At 72.0% G+C, this 14,510-nt stretch carries 6 protein-coding genes and 2 pseudogenes; 3 read left to right on the top strand and 5 right to left on the bottom strand.

All coding sequences use genetic code 11. The annotated features are described in order from the left end of the window. Positions 1-237 precede the first annotated feature (237 nt). Both ACZ6S8_RS12625 and ACZ6S8_RS12620 read left to right on the top strand, forming a co-directional pair. Complete coding sequence (locus ACZ6S8_RS12625; RefSeq protein ID WP_469454990.1) at positions 238-5,175, top strand: FG-GAP-like repeat-containing protein; 4,938 nt, start codon at positions 238-240, stop codon at positions 5,173-5,175. Between the two features lie 248 nt (positions 5,176-5,423). Continuing rightward, positions 5,424-5,606: pseudogene (locus ACZ6S8_RS12620) on the top strand (hypothetical protein); the annotation flags it as partial. A gap of 6 nt (positions 5,607-5,612) precedes the next feature. Here the strand turns inward: ACZ6S8_RS12620 and ACZ6S8_RS12615 are convergent. Together ACZ6S8_RS12615 and ACZ6S8_RS12610 are read right to left on the bottom strand one after the other, a co-directional pair. Continuing rightward, a pseudogene (locus tag ACZ6S8_RS12615) lies at positions 5,613-5,828 on the bottom strand (IS5/IS1182 family transposase); the annotation flags it as partial. A gap of 7 nt (positions 5,829-5,835) precedes the next feature. Further along, positions 5,836-6,492: an HAD-IA family hydrolase gene (locus ACZ6S8_RS12610; protein ID WP_469454988.1), complete on the bottom strand. Its 657-nt coding sequence runs from the start codon at positions 6,490-6,492 to the stop codon at positions 5,836-5,838. A 680-nt stretch (positions 6,493-7,172) separates the two neighbouring features. Here ACZ6S8_RS12610 and ACZ6S8_RS12605 point away from each other — a divergent pair. Continuing rightward, on the top strand, positions 7,173-8,300 hold the full coding sequence (locus ACZ6S8_RS12605) for a lytic polysaccharide monooxygenase (RefSeq protein WP_469454986.1): 1,128 nt from the start codon (positions 7,173-7,175) through the stop codon (positions 8,298-8,300). A gap of 78 nt (positions 8,301-8,378) precedes the next feature. Here the strand turns inward: ACZ6S8_RS12605 and ACZ6S8_RS12600 are convergent, their stop codons facing one another. The 3 genes from ACZ6S8_RS12600 to ACZ6S8_RS12590 form a co-directional block, all read right to left on the bottom strand. Then, positions 8,379-9,239 carry an esterase/lipase family protein gene (locus ACZ6S8_RS12600; RefSeq protein ID WP_469454984.1) on the bottom strand — a complete coding sequence of 287 codons (861 nt, stop codon included), beginning with the start codon at positions 9,237-9,239 and terminating at the stop codon, positions 8,379-8,381. Between the two features lie 294 nt (positions 9,240-9,533). Then, positions 9,534-10,562 carry a DNA polymerase Y family protein gene (locus ACZ6S8_RS12595; protein WP_469454981.1) on the bottom strand — a complete coding sequence of 343 codons (1,029 nt, stop codon included), beginning with the start codon at positions 10,560-10,562 and terminating at the stop codon, positions 9,534-9,536. Further along, positions 10,559-14,407, bottom strand: coding sequence for a DNA polymerase III subunit alpha (locus tag ACZ6S8_RS12590; protein WP_469454979.1), 3,849 nt, complete (start codon positions 14,405-14,407; stop codon positions 10,559-10,561). Before ACZ6S8_RS12590 ends, ACZ6S8_RS12595 begins: the two co-directional genes overlap by 4 nt. Positions 14,408-14,510 lie beyond the last annotated feature (103 nt).

Raw genomic sequence — 14,510 nt, 5'->3', positions numbered from 1 at the left:
GCAGGTGTATCGGCTCGAATCAACAAGGCTTTGGGTGCTACAAATCAATCGAACATCTGTGACCTTCCTGTGGGCGGCCGAATCTCGGCCTCCACTCGGAGGTTCAGCCGACTTCTTTCGGACGCCCCGATGTGGGGTAGCCGAAGCCGACCCCGAGGAATCACTCAGTTGAGACCCTTCACGACGCGGGAGCGCGTCGCAGGAGCACCGCCCTCACACAGGGCGCCCGTACTTGCCGTGGCGACGGCACTGGCCGCCGCCCTGATCGGCGCGCCCGTCGCCACCGCGGCCGCGCCCGTGCTGGCCTCCGCCGCCGCCAAGCCCAAGGCCCAGGACACGGAGACGACCACCGAGACCGAGCGCAATGCCAAGGCGGCGGCCGAGGCCAAGCGCACCGGCAAGCGGGTCGAGATCGTCGCCGAGCGCACCGAGAGCGAAGAGCTCTGGGCCAACCCGGACGGATCGTTCACCACCGAGCAGGCCGTGGTGCCGGTGCGTGTGCACCGCAACGGCAAGCTCGTCCCCGTGGACACCGGCCTCGCCAAGCAGAAGGACGGCCGGATCGCCGCCAAGGCGACCCGCAGCGGCCTCACCTTCTCCGGCGGCGGCACCTCCCCGCTGGTCACCATGCGCAAGGACGGCCGGGACATAAGTCTCAGCTGGCCGAAGCCGCTGCCGGCGCCGACCGTGGACGGCAGCGCCGCCACGTACGCCGAGGTGCTCAAGGGCGTCGACCTGCGGGTCGAAGCGGACGCCAACGGGTTCACCCACCAGCTGGTGGTGAAGAACCGCGAGGCCGCTGCCAACCCGGAGCTGGCCTCCATCGACTTCTCCCTCAAGGGCAACGGCGTCACCGTCCGCAAGGAGGCCAACGGCGAGCTCAACGCCGTCGACCCCTCCGGCCGGACGCTGTTCAGCTCCGCCAAGCCCCAGATGTGGGACTCCGGTGCGGACAAGCCGGCCGCGGCGGGGGCTGCCGGCACCTCCGCCAAGGACCAGGCCGAGGCCGCCGCCGCAGGCGCCAAGGCGGCGACCGGCTCCGAGGCCGCCCTCTCCGCCACGGAGACCCCGGATACCCCTGTCACCCCTGTCACCCCGGTGGCCGACCAGGTGCCCGCTGTCGACGGCATCTCGCTCGGTACCAGCCAGGCCGACCTCGGTGTGGCGCTGAAGGGCGACAAGCTCACCCTCACCACCGACCGCGCCCTGCTCACGGGCGAGGACACCGACTTCCCCGTCGTCATCGACCCCAAGTGGCGGGACGACTGGAAGTCCGCGTACACCATCGCCTACAAGCACAACGGCATCTCCGGTACCGCCGACACCAACTACTGGAACGGCGGCACCCTCAGCAAGGAAGCCCGCGTCGGCTGTGCGAAGGACGCCCAGAAGGGCAACGCTGTCGTCTGCGCCAAGACCTTCTTCCAGGTGCCCATGGGCGCCGTCCACGGCAAGAAGATCATGGAAGCCACGCTGCGCATCCAGCAGAAGTCGGCGGGTTCCTGGAGCTGCAACTCCGGTGACATCCAGGTGTGGGACACCGGCACCATCTCCAAGGCGACGACCTGGAACAAGCAGCCGAACTGGACCCGTCTGGTGTCCGCCTCGGGTGCCTCCTACGGTGGCCGCAACTGCCCCGGTGACGGCGACACGATCGAGCTGGACGTGAAGTCCGCGGTCGCGGACGCGGCCCAGTACAAGTGGGGTTCCTGGACGCTGGGCCTGAAGGCCGCCAGGGACACGGTCGACGTGTCCTGGCGCAAGCTCAACCCGGACAGCCTCCGCATCTCCACCAAGTACAACACCGTTCCGGACCCGGTGACCGGCCGGACCATGAACCCGTACGTCCCCTGCGCCGGCGGCACCATCGGCAAGACCGACCAGATCGTCCTGAGCGGCAAGGTCCAGGACGACGAGGACAATCTCCTGAAGGCCGAGTTCCACTTCTGGCGGGCCGACGACTACAACGGCACCCTGAAGAAGGTCTTCGTCGACCGCGCTTCGGGCAACGTGGCGTCCGCCACGATCCTCGGACCCTTCTCGGGTACGTACAAGTGGGACGTGAGGGTCTCCGACGGCACCGATGCGGGTCCGTGGGCAGGCCAGTGCACGCTGAACGTCGACGCCACCAAGCCGGGCAGCCCCCCCGAGGTGGTCTCAGCGCAGTACCCGGCCGACGACGTGGCGAACCAGACCCTCGCGCGGACCGAGGGCACGTTCGACTTCAAGCCCAACAAGATCACCGACATCGCCAAGTACCAGTGGCACACGGCCGACAACCCGACCGTGAAGACCGTCAACGCCACCTCGGTCGGCGGCCCGGCGCAGATCAAGTACACGCCGACGGCAGCCGGCCCGCACACCCTGTACGTGTGGAGCCTGGACGCCGCGGGCAACCGCTCCGACACCACCTCCTACACGTTCCACGCCAAGCGCCCGCCGGAGCGGGACAAGCACGGCGACACCAACGGTGACGGCATCACGGACATCTGGAGCGTGGACCCGGGCGACGGCTCGCTGTGGTTCGTGCCCGGCAAGGGCGGCGCCGCGTTCGGCATCCCGCGCAAGACCCCCCAGGGCAAGTTCAGCAGCGCCGTCTCCCTGACCCAGTGGGGCAGCTGGAACGGCGGCGACTTCTACGAGGACCTGGTCGTCCTGCAGCCTTCGGCCGACGACCCCACCCTCAAGAAGCTGTACGTCTACCCGAGCACCGGCAACGGCGATCTCCAGCTGACTGACGCCCATCGCGTCGAGCTGACGGCGACGGGCCCTAACGCGGGTTCGGACCAGCTGGAGAAGGCCGACCAGATCGTCGCGATCTCCAGCGTCAACGACGACATCGCCGTCGACGCGGAGACCGGTGACGGTGTCATCGACGAGAAGGACAACCCGGACCTCCTGGTCCGGACCGGTGACGAGCTCTGGCTGTACTTCGGGTTCCCCACCGGCACCCTCGGCAAGCGGGGCCTGGAGCCGGTCCGGCTCGGCAACCTTGACTGGGCCAACATGACCCTGGCGGCCCCGGGCGACCTGAACGGCGACGGACTGCCGGAGATCTGGGCCCGCGAGAACACCAACGGCAAGATCCACCAGTACACCAGCAAGAAGACCACGGACACCGCGGCCAAGTCGGCCCTGGACCTGACGGTGTACGCGGACCCCGCGGTCCGCACCACCACCATCGGCACCGAGTTCTTCGGCACCGCCTGGCCGCAGCTCGCCAGCCTCGGTGACTTCGAGAAGGACGGCTTCCCCGACCTGTGGGCGCGTGACCAGAACGGTGTGATCTACGAGTTCCAGGGCCGGGCTCCGATCGGCGGCAACGCGTTCTCCTCGGCCCGCCAGGTCGCCGTCAGCGGCACCCCGTGGACCGAGTGCGAGAGCGTGCCCGGAGTCACGACCGGCAGCAACCACCAGCTGTGCGGGCCGATCCTGTCCAAGTACAAGGCCAAGGGCGGCACCGCCTTCGGCAAGCCCTCGGGCAACATCGCCACCACCGCGGACGGCGGCAAGTACGTCCACCTGCGCGGCACCGGCTACACCAGCGACAACATCTCCATCTACTGGCACCCGAGCACCGGCGCCTGGTCCCTCCAGAACGGCATCCGCACCAAGTGGATCGCCCTCGGCGCACAGACCGGCTTCCTCGGCTATCCGACCTCCGACGAGGACAGCACCTTCGACGAGACCGGTGCCTTCACCACCTTCACCGGTTCCGGCGGCAACGGCGCCATCTACTGGTCGCCCGAGACCGGCTCCTGGTCGATCCACGGCAACATCTACGCCCGTTATCTGCTGACCGGTGGCCCGAGCCGCCTCGGCTACCCGACCACCGACGAGACGGCCACCACCGACGGAAAGTCCCGCTACAACCACTTCCGTCTGCGCGGCCAGACCAGCGACACCGCCTCCATCTACTGGCTGCCGGGTGACAAGGGCTCCTGGCCCGTGTTCGGCAGCATCCGCGCCAAGTGGCTCGCGGTGGGCGGCGGCGGCAGCTACCTCGGCTACCCGACCTCGGGCGAGTACGACATCCACAGCGGCGTCCGCGCCGACTTCGAGGGCGGCTACATCCGGCACGACCGGGTCAGCGGCGTCACCCTCGACCACAAGCCGGCCGACCGCACCGCCCACCTGCGCCACGAGCTGGCCGGTGACTTCAACGGTGACGGGCTCAGCGACCTGGCGACCGTCTACGACCTGGGTGCCAGCACCATCGGCCTCTACGTCCAGTCGGCCGAGCCGAGCGGCGAGTTCGCCAATCCGGACCTCGCCTACGTCAGCGGCAAGGGCCACTTCTCCTTCGCCGAATCCAAGTGGGTCGCCGGTGACTTCAACGGCGACGGCCGCTCCGACATCGCCGCACTGTACGGATACGCCGACGGTTCCAACGGCATGTTCACCTGGCTGAGCCAGGCCGACGGCACCTTCAAGGTGCTGCCGCGCAGCGCCTACATCGCCCCGGGCAACTGGACCGCGAGCAAGGGCCGCATCGTCGCCGGCGACTTCAACGGCGACAAGCGCGACGACGTCGCGATGTTCTACGACCAGGGCTCGGGCGCCTCCGGCCTCCACACCTTCCTGTCGAACGCCGACGGCTCCTTCAAGAACTCCGTCGCGAGCTGGCGCTCCGCCAACAACGCGTGGACCTGGGGACTTGGCTACGAGGTCGCCGGTGACTTCAACGGCGACGGCCGCGACGACATCCTCGCGATCTACTCCGGCAACGCCAAGGTGACCGCCTACACCATGCTCGGCAAGGCGGACGGCGGCTTCGCCGCACCGATCGCCTCGTGGACCCGCAACCAGGCCAACTGGAACTTCGCCAAGACCCGCTGGACCGCGGGCGACTACAACGGCGACGGCCGGGACGACCTGGGCGCGTTCTACGACTACGACGGCGGCAGCTCCGGCCTGTTCACCATGTTCGGCAAGACGGACGGCGGGGTCACCAACGAGGACTTCCGCAGCTGGTTCGTCGGAGCGGGCCAGTGGTACTCCTCGTCGACCGGCCACCCGGCCTCCGGCGACACCGACGGCGACGGACGTGAGGACATCACGTTCATGTACAACTACGCCGTCGGCAAGACCTCGGCCTTCACCTACAAGGCCAAGGCGGACGGTGGCTTCAGCCCTTACGTCCAGGGCTGGACCGCAGAGCCCGGCCTCTGGTAAATCGCGGTCGGACCGCCTGATCCTCTGATCGTCTGATGGTCGGAACCGCAAAGAGCAAGACGAAGCCCCCGCCCGGAAGATCCGGGCGGGGGCTTCCGCCATCCGGTGGCCAGGAGCGTGTCTCAGTAACCGGCACCCGGCCTGCGGTTCGTGCTCATTCGTGTGGATCATCTGGGTATGGGTGGTGGGGATGGATTGTTCGAGGTCGAGCCGTGGAGAAGAAGCGGCCGCAGGGCCGTGCGGCGGGGGTGGACAAGCGGTTCCGGGCGTTCGACCCGCACCAGGTCCTGCTGCTGCCGCCGTCGCTGGACGACCGGCTGCCCCAGGACCATCTCGCCCGGTTTCGCCGCCGCCACCTGGACGCGCTCGCCGGCCTGTTCACCCAGTCCCTGCACCTCGCGCAGAAGCTCGGCATGGTCAAGATGGGCCGAGGGAGATCCCGAACAGGGGGCGAGCCGGCGCATCGTGGTGCGCCAGTACGCCGTGACCAGCAGCGTTCTGTCTTCCAGCAGCAGGCTCCACGGTCTGCCCCGGCGGGTGGCATCGACCCCCGCGCGACGCAGCGCCGTCACCGGTTTCATGAACCGGCGCGGGCTCAGCCCGGTGAACGGGACTGTCCAGGACGGCTCCGACGCCGTGATCACACCAGCCACAGCAAGATCATTCCACTGGGGCCGCCCCCTCCGGCCGGTCAGGGCGGGGCCCAGATGCGAAGGCGAGGATGTCGCGGACCGCCTCGCGCAGGCTGCCGAAGTGGCGATGCACGCCGTCCACTGCTGTGGGGGCGTTGACGCCCCACACCGTCATCCCGGCACGCAGCCCGGACTGCACCCCGGAAGGGGCGTCCTCGATGACCAGGCAATTCTCCGGTTGGGCACCAAGTTGAGCGGCTGCCTGCAGATACGGCACCGGCGACGGCTTGCCTTCCGCCACAGCGGCCGCATCCACGACAACCTTCGGGACCGGCAGGGCCGTCCGCGCGAAACGTCCACGTACCCGGTGCCCGTAGTTCGAGGTCACCAGTGCCCAGGTCCCGGGCTCCAGCGCGCTCAGCAGCTCCGACGCGCCATCGAAGGCCGTATAGGTGCCGGACCGGACGTCCTCGTCTTCCAACTCGTGCAGTGTGGCCAGGCACTCCCGGGGATCCCGGTCCGGGGCAACCTGCGCGAACGTCTCCATGGGCCTCGTCCGCAGCGCCACTCGGTAAACCTCAACAGGGTCCAGCCCGTACCCCTCTGCCCATGTGCGCCAGACCAGGCGCTGATTGTCCACGGCATCGATCAGCGTGCCATCGACATCAAACAGGACATATCTCATCGCACCGGGGCGAGCGGGTCCACTCATCACGCCTCGATCATGCCATCAGGCCCTGAGCAGGCAGTTTGCGGGACAAGCCTTGGTCCAGGATTCGAGCCGGGAACGAGCGCCGGGAGACCAGCGCCAATTGCCCCTTAGGGCCTGAGATCCCGAGCTGCCTGCCCTGTTGGGCAGACACCTTAACGGTGGAGGCGCCTACGTCGGTAAGCGTGAGGAGCCTGGAGAGTCCTCCCTGGAGATACCGGTCACCACCTCGTTGCCGCACACCAGAACAGCGAATACCAGAGACGACGCTTCCGAGGCGATCCGCTCCTTGTCCGCTGCGAAAGAGGTGAAGAAGCAGTCCCCAGGACTGCCGACGGGCGGGCACGCCCAGTGCGCGGTCGGCACTGCGGACCGCCCGTCCGGCGACGCCGGACGAACCAGGCCGGAACCCTCACTGGATCCGTGAAGCGGAATGGCTCGCGAAGGCCCTTCCTGAGGGGCTGCTTACCGGTGCCTTAAGTGGAGCCTAAGGATCGGGCTTTGGGGGCTTGGGCTCGGGAAACGGGGGGTTTCGCGGGCTAGCTTGGCGGGGCCAGGGAGGGCCGGAGCGGCGCCGCATCCCCCGTCGGGGGCGGCGCCGCACTGCCCGACACCGCTGGCGCACCCCCGTCTTGTGCTCCGAAGGAGATCCACCCATGCCCGTACGCCGCACCGCCACCCGTATCGCCGCCGTAGGTCTCGCCCCGCTCGCGGTGGCCGCGTACGCCGTCGCTCCCGCGGCCGCCCACGGGTCGATGACGGACCCGGTGAGCCGGGTGGCGGCGTGCTACGCGGAGGGGCCGGAGTCGCCGAAGTCCGCCGCGTGCAAGGCGGCCGTGGCGGCGAGCGGGGCGCAGGCGTTCTACGACTGGAACGCGGTGAACATCGCCAACGCGGCCGGGCAGAGCAAGTCCCTGATCCCGGACGGGCAGCTGTGCTCGGCGGGCAACAGCAAGTACAAGGGGCTGGACCTGGCCCGCGCCGACTGGCCGTCGAGCCCGATGACGGCGGGCGCGCACACCTTCCGCTACAAGGGGACCGCCCCGCACAAGGGGTCCTTCGAGCTGTACGTGACGAAGGACGGGTACGACCCCGCCAAGCCGCTGAAGTGGTCCGACCTGGAGGCCGCGCCCTTCCTCAAGTCCACCGACCCGGGCATGCAGAACGGTGACTACGTCTTCTCCGGCACCGTCCCGAAGAAGACCGGCCGCCACCTGATCTACAGCATCTGGCAGCGCTCGGACAGCCCGGAGGCCTTCTACACCTGCTCCGACGTGGTCTTCGGCAAGGACAACGGCGGCAGCGGTGGCGGCACCGGCGGTGCGACGGGCGGCACGGGCACGGGCGGGGCCACCGGCGGCGCCGGCGCCACGGCCGGCGGTACCGGTACCGGCACCTCGGGCGGCGGGAGCACCAAGCCGAGCACGAAGCCCACCTCGAAGCCGAGTTCCGCGCCCTCGGACCAGCCCGGCGGCGAGCCGTCCGACCAGCCCGGCACCGGCCCGGTGGCCCAGGTCCCGACGGACCAGCAGATCGCCGCCGGCGCGGACAAGTCCTCGGTGGAGCACAACGGCCACGGCGACAACGACCCGAAGACGAACGGCAAGGCCGTCTCCGCCCCGGTCCCCGCGGGCTCGTCGGACGGCTCGAACCTCGCGGAGACCGGCGGCAGCAGCGCCACTCCGGTCATCGCGATCGGCGGGGCCGCCGTCCTGGCCGTCGGTGCGGCCGTGCTGTTCGGTGTGGCCCGCCGCCGTACGACCGCGGGCCGCCACGGCCGCTAGGCGCGGACCTCGCCGGCTCCCCGGCTGCCGGTCCGCGGACCGGCAGCCGGGGGCCGCGGCCCCCGGACCGCCCGTGCGTCAGTCGAAGACCGACGCGCAGGTGGTCCGTTCGGCGTGGGCCGGGTCGAGGGCGTTCAGGGCCTCGTGCCAGGCGATCCGGTCGGTGAGCCCGATGGCGACGTGCTCGGAGAGGTCCACCGCGCACAGGTCCTGGAGCACGACGTTCCGTACGTTCGGACCGTCCAGGAACTGGGTCCGGTACGGGGTGACCACCTGGTCGTACTTGGTCGCGATCACCGTGTACTTGACGCCGGGGACGGTGTCCCCGCCCGCGTTCAGCTTGTTCTGGAAGGCGGATCCGGCGATCTGGTCGGCCAGCCCCGGGGTCGCGGCGCTGATCAGGTCCTCGGCGCCGGGGAAGTACGGGAGCAGTTTGGTGAGGCCGAGCAGGGTGGTGCCGTGGTTGTCGGGGGCCAGGCCGATCAGGGCGTTGACCTTGTCGGCGCCGCCCAGGAACTTCAGGTAGTAGCGCGGCATCATGCCGCCCTGCGAGTGCCCGATGACGTCGGTCTTGGCGGAGCCGGTCGCGGCGAGGACCCGGTCGACGAAGACGTCGAGCTGGCCGGCCGACTTGTCGATGGGTCCGAGCCCGTTGAAGAAGGGCACGCCGGGCAGTTGCCCGTAGTCGAGCGAGTAGACGCAGTAGCCGCGGTGGACGAGATAGGGGGCGAGGCCCAGCCAGTTGTCCACGGAGTTCCCGAAGGTGCCGTGGACGAGCACGACGGGGCGCGGGTGCGCGGCGGACGGCTTGCAGGACCAGTTGTTCCAGCCGCTGCTGGGTGCGGACGCGGCCTGCGCGGCGCCGGTGGGGGCGACGAGCGCTGCGGCGGCGAGGGTGAGGACGGCCAGCGGGCGGAGCAGGCGTCTCCAGGGCAGCATCGTGTGATCTCCTTGCGGTTGCGACTCAAGGGGATGGCGCGGGGGGATGGGGCGTGGGGGCTCGTCCCGTGATCCGGATCACAAGGGGTGCTGCTGCCGCCAAATTACGGGCGGGTAGCAAAACTGGGAAGTTACGCGTCGGTAAAAAATCGCCGTGTCGTCCCGCGGACTGATAGACGGCCCGGCGAGCGCCGCAGCCGCCCGAGGCCCCGGCCCGGCCCCGAGCCGCCCGGTGCACGACCCGTCACACCGCCCGCCGTACCGCCCCGTCACGCCGCCCGCCGCACCGCCCCGTTACGCCGCCCGCCCCGCGGCGAGCGTGCCGCGGGCGATCGCGTGCGGCCCGAAGCGGGCCCGCACCCGGTCCGTGACGGCTTCCAGGCGGCGGGCCTTCTCGTCGCCGGGGTCGAAACTGAGCTGCCGCGCGGCCCGTTCGGCCGGGGCCAGGTCCTCGGCCCGCAGGGACAGCGCGCGGACCCGGGCCCGCTGCAGGCCGAGGCCCTCGTACAGGGCGTAGGCCGTCGCGGTCAGGACGGCGGAGTGCGCGGTGGGTTCGGCCAGGGTGCGGGTGCGGGTGAGCGTGGTGCGGTCGGCGCAGCGGACGGTGAGCGAGAGGGTGCGGCAGACCTGCCCCTGCCCGGGTTCTTGTGTACGAAGCCGGGCACCGAGTTCCTCCGTCAGCGAGAGCAGCGCCCGCCGGTGCCGTACGGGGTCCAGCTCGTCCCGGTCGAAGGGACGTTCGGCCGCGACGGCCCGGGCGGCCGAGCCCGGCCGGACGGCGGTGGGGTCGATCCCCAGGGCACGCTCGCGCACCTCGCGGCCGAGCCGGGCCCCGAGGATCCGCCGCAGCGCGGCGGGCGGCGCGGCGGCGACCCGCCCGACGGAGTCGAGACCGTAGGAGCACAGCGTCCGGGCGGCCTTGGCGCCGACCCCGTCGAGGTCGGTGACGGGGCGGCCGGCCAGGAACCGCGCCACGGCGGCGGGCTCGTCGGGGACGACCAGGGTCTCCCCGGGGCGGGCGTCGCGCGCGGCGGTCCGGGCCAGCATGGGGTTCCCGGCGATGCCCGCGGCGGCGTCCACCCCGTACAGGGCCAGGGCCCGGACCCGGACGACGGCGGCCAGCCGGACGGCGTCGCAGCCGAAGTAGCGCAGGGCGCCCCGGACATCGGCGAGCGCGGCGTCGGGCGGCAGCGCCTGCACGACCGGGGTGAGGCCGCCGAGCAGCGCCAGCACCCCGGCGTACGCCTCCGCCCCGAGCGGGCCCCCGTCGGCGGGGCGCAGCCGCAGGCACATCACGGCCCGCGGCGCGCCGGCGCGGGTCATCCCGCGCTCCCCGGGCTGGAGTGCCACAGCTTGCGGCCGGTCGCGGGGCCGGTGCCCGGGGGCTGGAGGTCGGCCCAGGGGTTCATCTCGTACCCCGTGGACATGCGGATCCGGCGGCCGGTCCCGGCCCCAGACCCAGACCCGGTCCCGGTCCCGGCCCCGGACGCCTGCGGCTCCGACCCGTCCCCCGCGGCGGCACCGCCGCTGCCGTTGCCGTCGCCGCCGTCACCGGCTCCGCCGTCACCCCGGCCGTCCCCGTCCCCTCCCCGGCCGTCCCCGCCCGCGGCCAGGCGGGCCGCGACCGCGTCCAGGCCGCCCGACGCCCGCAGTTCCACCAGCTCCGCCAGGTCCCACGCCGCCGACCCGACCACGCTCAGGCTCTGCGGGCCCCGGCGCTGCACGACGCCCCGCACCAGCAGCAGGAAGGAGTGGAAGACGGTGTGCGCGCAGCGCTCGTGGCTGTCGTCGAAGAAGGCCAGGTCGACCAGGCCCGTCCCGTCGTCCAGCGTGGTGAAGATGACCCGCCTCCCCGACCGGATCGGCGGGGTCTGGGTGGCTGCCTTGGCCCCCGCGACCAGCACCGTCTGCCCGTGCGCGGTGTCCCGCAGCCGCCGGGCCGGGATCGCCCCCAGCTCGGCCAGGAAGGCCTGCTGGTCGGCCATCAGGTGCCGGGACGCGTCCATGCCGAGGACGCCCAGCTCGGCACTGAGCCGTTCCGCGTCGCTCAGGTCGGGCAGTCCGACAGAGGCCGTGGACCGGCCTCCCTCCAGCGGGAGTTGGGCGCCCCCACGGGCTCCGGCCGCCCGCTGCGCACCGTGCAGCTCCGTCAAGTGCAGCAGCAGATCCCGTCGGTTGGCGCCGAACCCGTCCAACGCCCCGACCTGAGCCAGCCGTTCGGCAACGGGGCGCCCCGGGTGGGCGCGGTCCCAGAAGTCGCGCAGGGAGGCGTAGGGCTGCCCGTCCTCGATCCGGCGCGCCTCGGCCTCGCTGATGCCGAGCACGTCGGACAGGCCGAGCCGGAGCCCCCACACCCCACCCGCGCCCGTACCCCCGCCCACCGCATCGGACACCAGTTCGATGCGGTGGGCGACCGCCGACCGGTTCACGTCCAGCGGCAGCACCGGCACGCCCCGCCGCCGGGCGTCCGCCAGCAGCAGCCGCTTCGGGTACATCCCCGGGTCGTGGGTGAGCAGTCCGGCGTAGAAGGCCGCGGGGTGGTGCGCCTTCAGCCACGCCGACTGGTAGGTCGGCACCGCGAAGGCCACCGCGTGCGCCTTGCAGAAGCCGTACGACCCGAAGGCCTCGACGATCTCCCAGGTACGGGCGATCACCTCCACCGGGTAGCCGCGCCCGGCCGCCGTCGCCGCGAACCAGACCTTGATGCGCCCCTGCGACTGCGGGTCGGACAGCCCGCGCCGCACCCGGTCCGCCTCGTCGCGCCCGCAGCCGGTCATGACGTGCACGATCTCGATGATCTGCTCGTGGAAGACGACCACCCCGTACGTCCCGCGCAGCGCGTCGGCCAGGTCGGGGTGCGGGAAGCGGACGGGCGCCCGGCCGTGCCGGGCCTCGATGAAGGGCCGCACCATGTCGGCGGCGACCGGCCCCGGCCGGAACAGCGAGATGTCGACCACCAGGTCGTGGAAGGTGGACGGCTGGAGCCGCCCCACCAGGTCGCGCTGGCCCGGGGACTCGATCTGGAAGCAGCCCAGGGTCTCGGCCGAGCGGATCAGCCGGTACGTCGCCTCGTCGCCCGGCGGCACCTGCGCCGGGTCGTCCAGGTCGAGCTCCTCCCCCGTGCCGCGCCGGATCTCCGCGACCGCGTGCGCCATCGCGGACTGCATCCGCACGCCCAGCACGTCCAGTTTGAGCAGCCCGAGGTCCTCGACGTCGTCCTTGTCGAACTGGGACATGGGGAACCCCTCGCCGCTGGTGGGCACCACCGGCGTACGGGCGAGCAGCGAGGCGTCGGAGAGCAGCACCCCGCACGGGTGCATGGCGCTCCCGCGCGGCAGCGCGTCCAGCGATTCGACGAGCTCCCACAGCCGCCCGTACGACTCCCCGCGCACGTCGCGCAGTTCCGGCAGCTCCTCCAGCGCGGCGCGGGCGTCGCGGGCCCGGATGTGCGGGAAGGCCTTGGCGAGCCGGTCGACGGCGGCCGGGTCCATGGACAGGGCGGCGCCGACGTCCCGGATGGCGTGCCGGACCCGGTAGGTCTCGGGCATGGAGACGGTGGCGACCCGCTCGGTGCCGAACCGGTCGATGATGCGCCGGTAGACCTCCAGCCGGCGGGCGGACTCCACGTCGACGTCGATGTCGGGCAGGACGCGCCGGCGCTTGGACAGGAAGCGCTCCATGAGCAGGCCGTGCTCGACGGGGTCGGCGTGCGCGATGCCGATGAGGTGGTTGACGAGGGAGCCGGCGCCGGAGCCGCGGGCGGCCACCCGAATCCCCATCTCTCTTACGTCGTCCACGACTTGAGCGACCGTCAGGAAGTACGAGGCATAGCCGTGGTAGGCGATGACGTCGAGCTCCTGGTGCATCCGCTCCCAGTACGCGCGGTCGCCGGCGTAACCGCGCAGCACCATGCCCGCGGAGGCCCGGGAGGTGAGCACCCGCTGGGCGCTGCGGCGGGCCGCGCCGACGAGCCGGGCCTCGGGGAAGTGCACGGAGCCCATGCCGAGGTCGTCCTCGGGGTCGACCGCGCACGCCTCGGCCGTACGCCGGGTCTCCGCGAGGAGCCGGCGGGCGTCGGCGGGGCGCAGGCCGGCGGCCTCGGCGACCCGGTCGGCGGTCTCGGCCATGGCGGTGGCGTCCTTGAGCCAGCGCTCGCCCGTGTCGAGCGGCCCCCGGGGGTCGATGGGGACCAGCCGCCGGGCGGCGTCGAGGATGTCGGCGACCGGGCCCTGGCCGGGGTCGGCGTACCGGACGGCGTTGCTGAGGACGGCCGGGACCCCCTGCTCGGCGGCGAAGCCGACGGTACGGGCGGCCAGCCGCAGCGAGCCGGGGCCGGTGCCGGTGCGGCCGTGGTGGACGGCCTCCAGGCGCAGGGAGTCCCCGTACACCTCGCGCCAGGGCCCGAGGAGGCGCGCGGCCCGGTCGGGGCGCCCGGCGGCGAGCGCCCGCCCCACCTCGGAACCGGGCCCGAGCAGGACGTACACGCCGCCCCCGCCCAGGGCGCCCCAGGGCACGACCGGCTGCCCGGAACCCGCCCCGGATCCGGTCGGCTCGGCGCTCCCGGCCGCGTGGGCGGCGGTCACCAGCCGGCACAGCTCGGCCCATCCGGCGCCGTCGCGGGCCAGGAAGACCGCGCGGGGGGCGGACTCGTCGACGAAGGCGCCGCCCTTGACCGGGTTCCGCCGCCGGTACGAGACCTCGGCGGACCCGGCGCCCTGCGCGGACCCCGGTGCGGCGCCGAAGCCGGAACCCGGCACCGCGCCGAAGCCCGGGGAGCCGGAACCGGAGCCCGGCCGGGCCGCGGCCCACCCGGCCCCGCCGCCGTCCGCGAGCCCCGTGCGCACCAGCCCCGTACCCGGCCGGGCGCCGCCCGCACCGGGCCGTCCCGGGCCGGCCGGGCCCCCCGACCCGGCCGACCCGGCGGCTGCGCCCGACCTGCCCGACGGCGCCGGGGGCGCCACGGCCAGGTCGGCCCCGAACAGCGGCCGGATGCCGGCCTTCGCACATGCCTTGGCGAACCGCACCGCGCCCGCGAGGGTGTCGCGGTCGGTGAGGGCCAGGGCGTCCATGCCCCGCTCCGCGGCCCGTTCCGCCAGCCGGTCCGGGTGTGATCCGCCGTAACGCACGGAGAACCCCGAAACGGTGTGCAGATGCGTAAAACCAGGCACCCGCGGCCTCCTGCTTCGCTCGAAAGAAAACACCTCCCCCGCTCTCCACCATAGAGCAATTCGAATACACGTGCGAAACACGTGTTCGGTCATCCATTCGGTC

Source organism: Streptomyces sp. NPDC048461, assembly GCF_055587105.1.
Note: the sequence above shows the minus strand (reverse complement) of the source record. Positions and strands in the feature narration are given on the sequence as shown.